Annotated in this window: 15 protein-coding genes; 9 read left to right on the forward strand and 6 right to left on the reverse strand. The window is 33.0% G+C overall.

Translation table 11 applies throughout. The annotated features are described in order from the left end of the window. Nucleotides 1-45: 45 nt before the first annotated feature. The 5 genes from ACGH49_RS01325 to srlA form a co-directional block, all read right to left on the reverse strand. Nucleotides 46-405, reverse strand: coding sequence for a transcriptional regulator GutM (locus ACGH49_RS01325; protein WP_034913471.1), 360 nt, complete (start codon nucleotides 403-405; stop codon nucleotides 46-48). A 78-nt stretch (nucleotides 406-483) separates the two neighbouring features. Beyond that, nucleotides 484-1,263 (reverse strand): sorbitol-6-phosphate dehydrogenase, encoded by a 780-nt coding sequence (srlD, locus tag ACGH49_RS01330; protein ID WP_411587952.1) that lies wholly within the window; start codon nucleotides 1,261-1,263, stop codon nucleotides 484-486. 12 nt (nucleotides 1,264-1,275) lie between these two features. Further along, a complete protein-coding gene (locus ACGH49_RS01335) occupies nucleotides 1,276-1,644 on the reverse strand; it encodes a PTS glucitol/sorbitol transporter subunit IIA (protein ID WP_296207327.1) in 369 nt (122 codons plus the stop codon). Between the two features lie 102 nt (nucleotides 1,645-1,746). Beyond that, complete coding sequence (locus ACGH49_RS01340) at nucleotides 1,747-2,733, reverse strand: PTS glucitol/sorbitol transporter subunit IIB (protein WP_411587953.1); 987 nt, start codon at nucleotides 2,731-2,733, stop codon at nucleotides 1,747-1,749. 22 nt (nucleotides 2,734-2,755) lie between these two features. Further along, nucleotides 2,756-3,304 carry a glucitol/sorbitol-specific PTS transporter subunit IIC gene (gene srlA / locus ACGH49_RS01345; RefSeq protein ID WP_065605643.1) on the reverse strand — a complete coding sequence of 183 codons (549 nt, stop codon included), beginning with the start codon at nucleotides 3,302-3,304 and terminating at the stop codon, nucleotides 2,756-2,758. Between the two features lie 268 nt (nucleotides 3,305-3,572). Here srlA and ACGH49_RS01350 point away from each other — a divergent pair, with 268 nt between their 5' ends. From ACGH49_RS01350 to ACGH49_RS01390, 9 genes are all read left to right on the forward strand, one after another. Continuing rightward, nucleotides 3,573-4,109: a Dps family protein gene (locus ACGH49_RS01350; protein WP_296207331.1), complete on the forward strand. Its 537-nt coding sequence runs from the start codon at nucleotides 3,573-3,575 to the stop codon at nucleotides 4,107-4,109. 63 nt (nucleotides 4,110-4,172) lie between these two features. Beyond that, nucleotides 4,173-4,721 carry an NADPH-dependent FMN reductase gene (locus ACGH49_RS01355; RefSeq protein WP_411587954.1) on the forward strand — a complete coding sequence of 183 codons (549 nt, stop codon included), beginning with the start codon at nucleotides 4,173-4,175 and terminating at the stop codon, nucleotides 4,719-4,721. Between the two features lie 75 nt (nucleotides 4,722-4,796). Next, nucleotides 4,797-5,456 (forward strand): DNA mismatch repair endonuclease MutH, encoded by a 660-nt coding sequence (gene mutH / locus ACGH49_RS01360; protein ID WP_411587955.1) that lies wholly within the window; start codon nucleotides 4,797-4,799, stop codon nucleotides 5,454-5,456. Nucleotides 5,457-5,711: 255 nt separating this feature from the next. Further along, nucleotides 5,712-6,131, forward strand: a complete 420-nt coding sequence (locus ACGH49_RS01365; protein WP_411587956.1) for a PTS sugar transporter subunit IIA — start codon at nucleotides 5,712-5,714, stop codon at nucleotides 6,129-6,131. Next, a complete protein-coding gene (locus ACGH49_RS01370) occupies nucleotides 6,132-6,605 on the forward strand; it encodes a mannose/fructose/sorbose PTS transporter subunit IIB (protein WP_296207338.1) in 474 nt (157 codons plus the stop codon). A gap of 46 nt (nucleotides 6,606-6,651) precedes the next feature. Further along, nucleotides 6,652-7,470 carry a PTS mannose/fructose/sorbose transporter subunit IIC gene (locus ACGH49_RS01375; RefSeq protein ID WP_296207339.1) on the forward strand — a complete coding sequence of 273 codons (819 nt, stop codon included), beginning with the start codon at nucleotides 6,652-6,654 and terminating at the stop codon, nucleotides 7,468-7,470. Between the two features lie 16 nt (nucleotides 7,471-7,486). Further along, nucleotides 7,487-8,317, forward strand: coding sequence for a mannose/fructose/sorbose PTS transporter subunit IID (locus ACGH49_RS01380; protein WP_411587957.1), 831 nt, complete (start codon nucleotides 7,487-7,489; stop codon nucleotides 8,315-8,317). Between the two features lie 117 nt (nucleotides 8,318-8,434). After that, on the forward strand, nucleotides 8,435-9,697 hold the full coding sequence (locus ACGH49_RS01385; RefSeq protein WP_296207343.1) for an alcohol dehydrogenase catalytic domain-containing protein: 1,263 nt from the start codon (nucleotides 8,435-8,437) through the stop codon (nucleotides 9,695-9,697). A gap of 105 nt (nucleotides 9,698-9,802) precedes the next feature. Continuing rightward, nucleotides 9,803-10,774 (forward strand): sugar-binding transcriptional regulator, encoded by a 972-nt coding sequence (locus ACGH49_RS01390; RefSeq protein WP_296207346.1) that lies wholly within the window; start codon nucleotides 9,803-9,805, stop codon nucleotides 10,772-10,774. An 81-nt stretch (nucleotides 10,775-10,855) separates the two neighbouring features. On the opposite strand, the gene argA is transcribed toward ACGH49_RS01390, so the two are convergent. Then, a complete protein-coding gene (argA, locus tag ACGH49_RS01395) occupies nucleotides 10,856-12,184 on the reverse strand; it encodes an amino-acid N-acetyltransferase (protein WP_411587958.1) in 1,329 nt (442 codons plus the stop codon). Nucleotides 12,185-12,604 lie beyond the last annotated feature (420 nt).

A 12,604-nucleotide genomic window follows, 5' to 3' on the forward strand; every position in this document is an offset into this window, starting at 1 on the left:
TACTTTATAATGAAAGAAATTACTTTTCAAAATAAAAGATAATTATTAATTGTTTGCTGTTAAGGCAACAATCAACGCACTTTGTGATATTAGGTCGTTTGGAAATATTTTTTCTGGGATTATTTCTGATACAGATAAGCCATGGAGCTGGGAAATAGATTTAGGCAATGCAAATACCGTGATCCCTTTCATTATGATAGAATCAATCACAACTTTATTTTCATCTAATGAAATTGCGATTAATACTCTTGGTCTAAATCGTTTACTTTTACTGCGACCGACACCTAAGTAGCAACCTTTTTGTAAAGCTAGAAACGCTTTATTGAAACGACGAATTTGAAACCAACTAAAAATAATTTGAATACACCAAGCAATAAGTGCTATAGCAACTAGAGTGGTCGTCATATTTAATATTTTTCCATTTTATTTAAGCTAGAATAAAAAGTGCGATAAGTTTAAATTAACTTTCGCACTTTATTTTAACTAGAACATCACTTGTCCACCAGTAATGTTGATTGATTGCCCTGTGCAATATGATGCTTTATCACTTGCATAAAATAGCAATACATCAAGTACATCTTGATAATCACAACCTCGTTTTAAAGGGACTTTATCAATATAAACTTGTTCCACTTGGTTTTCAGGAATACCTAATTTTTTAGCATACTGTGGTATTAACGATTGGAACATAGGGGATTTTAATAAGTTACCTAACATTAATGAGTTTACAGTAATACCGCAATCAGCAAGATCTAGGGCTAGTGATTGTGTTAATCCTACACCACCAAATTTGGCTGCACTGTATCCCGAATTATGTTTGCTACCCACTTTTCCAGATTTCGAATTGATTTGGATAATACGACCAGCGGTATTATGTTTTACCATTAATTTTGCAAATTCACGCGCACATAAGAAATAGCCAGTTAAGTTGACATCAACCGATAATTGAAAATCACTTAATGCAAAACTGGTAATTGGAGCTGCACGTGCAATTCCTGCACTGTAGACTAATAAGTCAGAAAGTTTAAATGTAGCTTCAACGTCTTGTGCTAACTTGATGACACTATCTTCTTTGGTTGCATCAACAACAAAGCCTTTTGCTGTGCCAGTGCCATATTTTTGATTTATTTCATCTGCAACTTTATTTGCATTAGCGGCATTCAAATCTGCAACGGCAACTTTGTATCCAGCATCAGCGATACCTTTACATAAGAATTCACCAAGAGTTTGCCCACCGCCTATAACAACTGCTACTTGTTTCATTTTTTATGTTCCTTAATCATTTACAATTCTAATTTCATCACCCACAAAAAGCTGACTTAGCGTTTCACCTTTTATATGAATGGTTCCTGGTAATTCGGCTTGGCTATTACCATCAAATTTTAATGTGATATGACCTAATTCACGGAAATTAACGCTAGCAACATCACCCACTGCGGTAATTTTGTAACTCTGTTTACCTAGATAAATGGTCTGTCCAACTTGTAAATCTTGTTTTAAATCATCATGATTATGCACAAAGCAGTAATCCGCTAAATCTGCTGGTGCTCCAGTTTTAAACAGGATTAACATGCCATCAGTTAATGCATCTTGAGCAAACTCACCAATTTGACTAATTTTTGATTGATAGATAATATTTGACATTATTAACCTTCTTATTTCTTATTCTTATTCTCATTTAATCCGAGCTTTTTGTTTTTAACGTTAGCTTAAAATGGAATGGAACCATGCCATTTTTTAGACAATCTATTGATAGATAAATAACGATACCGCCCATGCAACTAATACTGTTGGTGCACCGGTTAAAAAGCGGCTAACTAACACCGATGGTACCCCTACTCGCACTGTATCTTGTTTAGCTTCAGCAAGTGATAAACCAACTGGAATAAAGTCGCATGCCGCTTGTGCATTAATGGCAAATAATGCTGGTAATGCTAAATGTGGTGGAATATTACCAAGTCCAATTTGAACACCAACTAATGTCCCAATAACTTGAGCAATAACCGCACCAGGGCCTAAGAATGGGGAAAGTAATGGAAATGAACAAATTAAGGCTAAGATAACCAATCCAAGCGGATTGTTTGCCAGTGGTACTAGCCTATGCGCAATAAAGTTACCCAATCCAGATGCAATGATGATACCAATTAGTGCCGATACAAACGCCATAAAAGGAAGTATTGTTTTCAGTACAGTGTCAATTGTATCTCGACCCGCTTGGAAGAAAACAGCAACACCAGACCCCATACCGATACCAATTCTTGCTAACAAACCATCGCTTTGTTCAGTAATTTTTTTGCTGCTGTCATAATCTTTAAATTCAGGCGATCTATCGTTTACCGCCGGTTCGCTTATTACATCGCCTTTTTTTTCAATGAGTTTGATGTTGTGAGGTTTTACTGCTGAAACATAAATATCTTCAACAATATATTGAGCCAGAGGGCCTGATTTACCTGTGGCATGAATATTGATAGTTGGTATACGATTTTTGGGATAAATTCCGCAGCGTAATGTTCCTCCACAATCAATCACAGCAACACCAATTTTTTCTTTAGGCGGCTCGCCATCTTTAAAACCATCAATAGCTTCCCAGCCTGTTAGATCAACTAAAGTGTCAACTATGGCTGGACGAGTACCTGCTGCAATATAAACAATTTTTTTACCAGCAATAACTGGAAGCTCCAAAGGTCCACCCCAACCTGCTTCGCCTTTTTCAATGTAGATAAATTTTGCCATTTTTTTATATTCCTTATTTTTATTATAGATGAACTTTTCTTTCTAACTTGATGCCCATTTTTCTTTCAAAAATGGCAGTACAAAAGTCAGTAATCCAACCCCTAAAGAAGTTAGCACCTAAACCGACAAGGAAATAACTCACAGCAAGAGGGCCTAAAGGTAAATTTAGGGTAGTTAAACCGGCCGCTATTCCCAAATAAACAAAAAGTTCACCAGGGTTAACGTGTGGAAAGAGTCCATTCATTGAATGGCAACTGTAAGATGAAGCTGCGTAGTAGCTTGGTTTGTAAAACTCTGGCATAAAACGACCTAGGCTTAATGTCATTGGATTACAAAACACGAAAGTTCCAATAAGTGGTAATAATAGATATCGAGAAATAGGATTGCCCGCACAAGCTTGTGCTAAACGTTCAATACGTTCTTGCCCAATAAATTTAATTACTGCGTTCATCACAACGAGTAATGAAATTAATAATGGTAATATATTCGTTACCATACCCACAAATACCTTGCCACCTTCTTGGAATAAACCAATAAACCATTCAGCACCAAATGAAATAGCATCAATCATATTGTCTCCTATTGAGTTAAATCTTGTATTAATGCTATCAACTTTGAAACATAAAAACTTTTAACTAAATCACATTTTGAAATATTTTCTTTTATTTTAAAAGTTATTGTTTCAAATAAATATAAAAAAGAAAGAAATAAGAAAAACCATAGGTTACTGAAATAGCAATGATAGTAAAAAATTAACGTTTTTTATTGGACATTGACATTAAGTTGGCGTAATTTTGTGAATACGGGTATTTATTATTCAATTTGAAGGAGAATATATCATGGCTAAAAGTACGACTTCTGCTAAAAAACTACAACAATCAGCTATTTTGTTTCCTACTGATCTTGGTCAAAAAGCATCAGAAGATATTTCTGGCGCAATGAATTCTGTTTTAGCAGATGTATTTGCTTTATATTTAAAAACTAAGAATTTTCATTGGCATGTTAGTGGTCCTCATTTTCGTGATTACCACTTAATGCTAGATGATCAAGGTGAAGAGCTATTTGCAATGACAGATCCAATTGCTGAACGAGTCCGTAAGCTAGGCGGTACAACTCTACGCTCAATTGGTCATATTGCAAAATTACAAAGTATTTCTGATAATGATGCAGGCTTTGTTGAGCCATCAGATATGCTCGCCGAACTATGCCAAGATAATGTAAAACTAACAGAACGTATGCGTGTTGCCCATGATATTTGTGATAAATACAATGACACCGCTACTGCCAGTCTAATTGAAGAGTGGATCGATCAAACAGAACAACGTGCATGGTTTTTATTTGAAGCAGGCCGAAAAGTCGACTCATCAGGACATTAACAATGTACTATTATTTAAGAGGTATTAAAAATACCTCTTATTAAAAATAAGTGGAGATTTAAGATGAGTAAAAAAATTGCTGTACTGGTAGGGAGTTTGCGCAAAGACTCTTATAACTTAAAAGTAGCAAAAATTTTTCAAAAAATCGCACCACCATCACTTTCATTACAAATTATTCAAATTGGCGATTTACCTTTATATAATGAAGATATTGATAATGATACCCCTCCTGCCTCTTATACTCGTTTCCGCAAAGAAATAGCCGATTGTCAGGGTGTTATTTTTGTGACACCAGAATATAATCGTGGAGTTCCTGCTGTTATCAAAAATGCAATAGATGTTGGTTCTCGTCCTTATGGTAAGAGCGTTTGGTCTAAAAAAGCCGCTGCAATTGTTTCCGTTTCACAAGGTGCAATTGGTGGATTTGGCGCTAACCATCAACTTCGTCAATCATTAGTATTTCTTGATATGCCGACATTACAACAGCCTGAAGCTTATATTGGTAATGTAGCTTCTGCTTTTGATGAAAGTGGTAATATTACTGAAAAAATTAAAGAATTCTTAGCCCTTATTATTAATAGCTATGCAAGTTGGGTTGAAAAGTTAAGCTAATAACTCTTTATTTTAAGATTCACAGTCAATATAATTGACTGTGTTTTCTTAACAAGTAAGTTAACTATTTTTGCCATGCCTATATTTTTTCCTAATAGTGAACAAGAATTATTGCAACGAGCTCAGTTAGCAGCAGGTTATACTTTTGGCGAGATAGCACAATACTTAAACATACCTATACCGAATAATCTAAATAAACAAAAGGGTTGGGTAGGCAATCTTATTGAAACTTTTTTAGGAGCAAATGCTGGTAGTAAAGCTGAGCAAGATTTTGCTAATCTTGGTATAGAGCTTAAAACTATTCCTGTGGATAAACACGGTAAACCACTTGAGACAACCTTCGTTAGTGTCACACCATTAATGGCTAATCATGGCGTTATTTGGGAGACAAGCCATGTCAGATATAAACTTGCAAAAGTACTTTGGATTCCGATAGAAGGAGAAAGAACTATTCATCTCGCAGATAGAAAAGTTGGAAAACCTATTATGTGGACACCAACTCAAGAACAAGAACAGCAGCTCAAACAAGACTGGGAAGAGTTAATGGATATGATAGCGCTAGGGCATGTTGAAAAAATTACCGCTCGATATGGTACTTATTTACAAATTAGACCTAAGGCTGCTAATGGACAGGCTCTTACGGAAGCAATTGGTGAAAATGGTAATATTATTTTAACTAGACCACGTGGGTTTTATTTAAAAAAAACATTTACAATGCAAATTTTACAAGCTTAAATTTACTAATCACTTTGATCATAACCAAAACATATTAATTATATATTTTTTAATACCAAGTTTTCTTTAAATAGTAAAATTCTTGACAATAGATCACGATCCCTTTTAAAAATAAAGAACATCTTTCCGCTCATTTTCACAAAAAATCCAATCTACATCACAATTATTCACACTAGTGATTTACTTTGAGAATATGTGAATGTAAATTTAAATAAACATTTGTGACTAATAAAGAGAATTTGTGAGAGGTGTTGAATGAATATTATTTTGGCTGGACACGGAAGAATTGCATATGAAATGAAAAATAGCATTGAGATGATTGCAGGACTATACCCTAATTTACATACCATAACTTTTGAACTAGGGGATAGTGTTGATAGTCTAAAAGACAAATATTTAAAAATTATTAACCAATCAGAATCAAAACAGTTCATCATTATCACTGATATATTTTCAGGTAGCCCTTATAACGCAGCCACCATTCTAGCAATGCAATTAGGTAATATCGAAGTAATTACTGGATTATCTCTACCACTTTGCTTAGAGCTATTAAATCTTGATTTCTCTGTTATCAATATTGAAAACGTATTTGAACAATTAAACAAAACTGAGTTAAATTTTATTAAATCTTTCAAATCGTTATCTAAAAATGAACCTACAAAGGAGGACTTATAAATGATCATAAATTTAGTTCGTATTGATGATAGATTGATTCATGGTCAAGTTACTACCGTTTGGACAAAAGAAGCCAAAGCTGAAAGAATTATCATAGTCAGTGATGAAGTTGCTAATGATGAAATACGTTCAACACTAGTTAAACAAGCGGCTCCACCAGGAATTAAAGTTTCAGTGATAAGTATTAATAAGGCCGCTGCAGTCTACAAAAATCCTAAATACGAAAATGACACTGTTTTTTATCTTTTTACAAATCCAACCGATGTTTTACGATTAGTCAATGCAGGTGTTCTCATTAAAGAGGTTAATATTGGAGGTATGTCGTTTAAAGAGGGAAAAAAACAAATTACCAAAGCCGTTTCTGTTGATGAAAATGATATATCTGCATTTAAAAAATTGCATGAGATGGGCATCAACTTATGTTTAAAAGTGGTTATTACCGATCCTGATATTGATTTTATTAAAATTCTTTAGCTGGGTTATCCATACTAACTAACATAATAATTAGCAGGAGGGAAACATGGATATTTCAATACTCCAAATCATGTTCATTTTTATTTTCTCGTGCATCGCAGGGATGGGAAGTGTACTTGATGAATTTCAAACACATCGTCCATTAATTGCATGTACCATAGTAGGCCTAATATTAGGTGATGTAAAAACAGGTATCATTTTAGGCGGTACACTTGAGCTCATAGCATTGGGTTGGATGAATATAGGGGCAGCCCAATCTCCAGATTCAGCATTGGCTAGCGTAATTTCAACTATATTAGTTGTTGTCGGAAGGCAAGATATCCAAACAGGAATAGCTATAGCTCTTCCTGTTGCAGCAGCAGGACAAATATTAACTGTTTTTGCAAGAACTATTACAGTTATATTTCAGCATGAAGCCGATAAAGCAGCAGAAAAGGTTCAATTTCGAAAAATCGAGTTACTTCATTTTAGTGCGCTTTTCGTACAAGCATTAAGAGTCTCTATCCCTGCTACACTTGTTGCAATTTACGTTGACGCAAACACCGTACAATCTTTATTAAATATGTTACCAGATATTGTCACTGGTGGTCTTTCAGTAGCTGGTGGATTTATCGTTGTAGTTGGTTATGCAATGGTATTAAACATGATGATTGTTAAATATTTAGCACCATTTTTCTATTTGGGTTTTGTATTAGGTGGATATTTAAATTTTAGTTTACTTTCATTTGGTATTTTAGGGGTTATTTTTGCCATTATTTATGTTCAATTAAATCCAAAGTTTAATGTAATAAAAAACAATGACAAATTTATAAATCCGACAGCAAATACCAATCAAATAATCACTGATGATGAGTTAGATGATTAATTATAGGAATTTTATTATGAAAGAGATGTTAAAAACCGTTCAAAAAAAAGATGTGATTAGCACATTTATTCGTTCTAATTTTCAACAAGCTTCTTTTAATTATGAACGTATCCATGCACTTGCTTTTTGTGTAGATATGATTCCAACAATCAGACGAGTATATAATACAAAAGATGAACAGCGCCAAGCGTTAAAAAGACATTTATCCTTTTTCAACACAACCCCAGCAATGTGTGGCCCTGTGCTTGGTGTCATCATAGCGATGGAAGAAGCAAAAGCAAATGGCGCACCAATTAATGATGGAGCAATTAATAGCCTCAAAATTGGATTAATGGGTCCTTTAGCTGGAGTAGGCGATCCTCTTGTATGGGGAACATTGCGCCCTATCACTGCGGCACTTGGTGCATCTTTAGCTCTCACAGGTAATATTGCAGGTCCATTATTATTTTTTATTTTGTTTAATTTAGTCAGACTTGCCATGAAATGGTATGGTTTAACCTATGGATTATCAAAAGGAATAGGTGTTGTTAAAGATCTTTCGGGTAATCTTTTACCCAAACTGACAGAAGGTGCTTCTATTCTTGGCCTATTTATTATGGGTGTACTAGTGACCAAATGGACTTCAATAAATGTTCCTTTAGTTGTATCTAAAACTACCGATACAAATGGTAATGAAATCATTATGACAGTACAAGGTATACTCAACGATCTCGTACCTGGTTTACTCCCGTTGGGTTTAACATTGTTAATGATGAAATTACTCATAAAAAAAGTTAGCCCAATTATCTTAATTTTTGCTTTATTTGCTGTAGGTATTATTGGTTATGGGTTAGGTATTCTAGCTTAAAACAAAAAGCATCAAAACAATTTGTTATAAATATTTCTTCTTACAACTATCAGTATAACAGGGTAAGCAATATTGAGTATAAATTTGAATCGAATTTAATTTATTAAAGAGGAATATATGAAAACTCAAGCCGTTAGATTATATGGGGAAAATGATCTTCAATTAGAATCTTTTGAACTTCCACTGATCACTGACGATGAGGTATTAGTATCTGTCATTGTTGACAGTATGTGCATGTCTTCATTAAAGCTAGTAAATCAAGGAGAAAACCATAAAAAAACACCTCCAGACCTAAAAAATAATCCAATCATTATTGGGCATGAGTGCTGTGGTGATATTTTACAAGTAGGTAAAAATTGGCAACATAAATTTAAAGAAGGGCAAAAATATGTCATACAAGCAAACTTACAACTTCCTAATAGCCCTTATTGTGTTGGTTACTCTTATCCGAATACGGGAGGATGTGCAACCTACATGATAGTTAATCACGACGTATTAAAACAAGATTGTTTGATTCCTTATAATGGAAAAACTTATTTTGAAGGTGCTTTAATTGAACCTTTATCCTGTGTTATTGGTGCTTTTAAAGCTAACTATCATTTAAAACAAAATAGTTATGATCATGTTATGGGAATAAAGCCCAACGGGAATTTGCTCATATTAGGAGGAACAGGTCCTATGGGGATGCTTGCAATAGACTATGCTTTAAATGGGCCAATCAGGCCCCATAAAGTAGTTGTCACTGGAAGAAATAAAGGAAAAATAGCGTATCTGGAAACATTATATCAATCACGCAATGAAGTCGAACTTGAATTTGTTGATATATCTGATAGCGTAGATCAACTATCTCTATTAAAAAGCAAATCTTCAAAAAATAGTTTTGATGATATCTTTGTCTTTTTACCATCAAATAAGCTAATTCATATAGCATCACAATTATTAGCATTTGACGGTTGCCTTAATTTCTTTGCAGGACCTCAAAACAAAGATTTTGAAGCAAAAATTAATTTTTATGATGTACATTATAATTTTACTCATATTGTTGGAACATCTGGAGGAAATACAAATGACATGCTTTCAGCTGTTAAATTAATTGAGTCAGGTAAGATTGATGTTGCTAAAATTGTTTCACATATAATGGGCATAGATCAAGCCAGTAAAATAACTCAAATTCAAGATAAAATTAAAGGAGGGAAAAAATTGGTCTATACTCACAAGCGATTTGAACTCAAAAGTTTAGAATATCTAACGAATAGTGCTGATGATGTAGCACTAAAGAAAATATTAAATAAAAGTCATGGTATTTGGTCAAAAGAAGCCGAAGATTTAGTATTAAATGATTTTCCTGATATTGAATCTTATTTTTTTGATATACTTTAATAACAATCAAGATGCCATAATGGTAAATTATCATAAATGACATCTTGATATTCTTTGAATAAATAGTGATTTTTTAAAAACCATGAATAATAAGATAATATAACCATGATCAATAATAACTTTGGTAACTATGATTTTGAGCAACATAAATTATTAATAAAAATTGCTCAACTCTATTATGAAGAAAATAAAACTCAGTCTGAAATAGCCAAAATCGTACATATACATAGATCAAGTATTAGTCGAATGTTAAAAGTAATACGAGAATTAGGCATTGTTTCTATATCAATTAATTATGATTTACTGCCCAATATTGCATTAGAAGAAAAAATTCTTAATAAATTTAATTTAAAACAAGTTATTGTTGTACCTGTTAATCAAAATATCGATAATGACAGCAAAAATCAAATTGTCTGCAATGTCGCTGCAAATGTATTAATTAAAAATATTCATGATGACGATATCATTGGTATTTCATGGGGGCGCACAATTAATTATATTGTTAGTAGTTTAAAAAATGATAATACTCATTTTAATAATACAATTATCGTACCGATGATTGGTGGGCCATCAGGAAAAATTGAAACAAAATATCATGTCAATAATATTGCATATAAACTTTCCAACAAATTAAACAGTCAAGCTATACTTATTGATTACCCTGCTATTGTTGATACTGAACAATTGAAATTAGAAATTGAAAAAACTCAGCATATGAAAGAATTAAAGGATTGTTGGAATAAGATTACCGTAGCGCTTTTTAGCATCGGTTGCCCTGCTATCTCCAAAAGTTCTATTTGGTATGGTTTTTATGGAGAATTATTTCAAGCAATTGCTAATAAAAAAATTGTAGGTGATATTCTATCTCGCTTTTTCGATAATAAAGGAACAGAATTAAAAACACCATTTTGTAATCAAATTATTGGAGTAACTTTAGATAATCTAAAAAAAATTCCATTAAAAATATGCGCAAGTGGTGACTCCGAAAAAATCAATAGTTTAAAAGCGGCATTAAATGCGAATTATATTGATATATTAGTTATTAGTGATGAAATGGCCACTCAATTAATTAACTAATTTTTCAACAAAAAGATTAGCAAATAATATTCGTTACTAGAAAACAATATTACCATCTATCAGACTTAATCTTATAAAAATCTAAATAATATCAAGCATTAAAATTTTAGAATTCCTTTGATAATTATAAAGTTTTTTCTTTTTAATCGGTAAATCATCAACTTCTGCAGGGTTAAAACCTTTTTCTCTAAACCAATGAATACTACGTGTAGTTAAAACAAATATTTTTTCGAGTCCTAGCTGGATCGCTTTTTCTGTTAACTTTTCAATTAAGTCATCTCCTCGAGATGAATTGCGATAATCAGGATGAATAGCTACACAGGCCATTTCTCCCATTTTTTCTTCAGGATATGGATAAAGCGCTGCACAACCAATTGTCATATTATCACGTTCAATAATGGTAAATTTATCGATCTCCATTTCTAACTGTTCACGTGAACGTTTAACCAAAATACCTTGTTCTTCAAGTGGGCGTATGAGTTCTAGAATTCCTCCAATATCGTTAATAGTTGCTAAACGCACTTGTTCAGAATGTTCCATCGCTACTTGTGTTCCAATCCCATCACGCGAAAATAATTCTTGCAAAATTGAGCCATCAACCAAATAACTTACCAAATGGCTTCGTCTGACCCCACTACGGCATGCTTTAGATGCTGCACGTAAAAAACGTGCTTCACTAGATAAAAGTTTACCTTGCTGCTCTTTTTTGTTGACATAATTATTCGCATCAACAGGATAAAGGTCGGTAATAACACGACCGTTTTCATCTAGTACTCCTTGTTCAGCGCAAAAACTGATTAATTTATCCGCTTTTAAGCGAATAGCAACTTCGGTTGCAACATCCTCAGACGCTAAATTGAAACTTTCACCAGTAACCGAAACGCCAACAGGGCCTAGTAACACAATTGAGCCACGATCTAGTTGTTCAGCTATAGCCTCGTTGTTTATACGACGGATTTTACCTGTATGACAATAATCAATCCCATCATCTACCCCTAAAGGTTGTGCAATCACAAAATTACCACTTACAACACTGATATGAGCTCCTTGTAATGGAGTATTATTTAAACTCATTGATAAACTTGCGGTAATATTGAGTTGTAATGAACCTGTAACTTGTTTAATGATGTCTAGTGTTGTTGCATCGGTAATACGCGTATTTTTATAATATTTAGGTGTGATATTATGATTTTTTAAAGATTCATCAATCTGATTGCGAGCACCATTAACAATAACAAGTTTAATACCAAGACTATAAAGTAAACCAATATCACTGATAATACTTGAATAAGTATTACTTTTTAACACTGCGCCTGTGAGCAAAATTACAAATGTTTTACCATGATGTGCATTAATATAAGGTACTGAATGTCTTAAGCCATCAACTAACTCAGTTGTACGTTCTTTCATTTTCACAACCACCTCAAATTGAATACTTATTCACTTTTTATGTATTTTTATTTATTTTTGGTTTTATGGCAAGCAATATTTTAAGAATCTAATAATAATCTTAAAATTTGCTATTAATAAAAGTTAATGACTTAAGCTTAATGATTTTTGATTAAGTAATAATGGATTAACAAAATATTGAATTGTTAAATACGAAAATAAATTAAAATTTTATGAGATGTTAATATCGAAAAAAAGCATGCCATATTGGCATGCCCTCTAACATTGATCCTCGCCAAAAAAGTGGACACAATTCGCCTCTATAATATAAATACAAATCATAGGAGACAAATATCATGGTCAGAAAATTTAGTATCGAATTCAAACAACAATCAGTGGATTATGCGTTATCTAATGCACACCTTTCTATCAGCGAACTTG

Origin of the sequence: Gilliamella sp. BG7 (assembly GCF_046635565.1) — a bacterium.
Lineage (GTDB): Bacteria > Pseudomonadota > Gammaproteobacteria > Enterobacterales > Orbaceae > Gilliamella > Gilliamella apicola_P.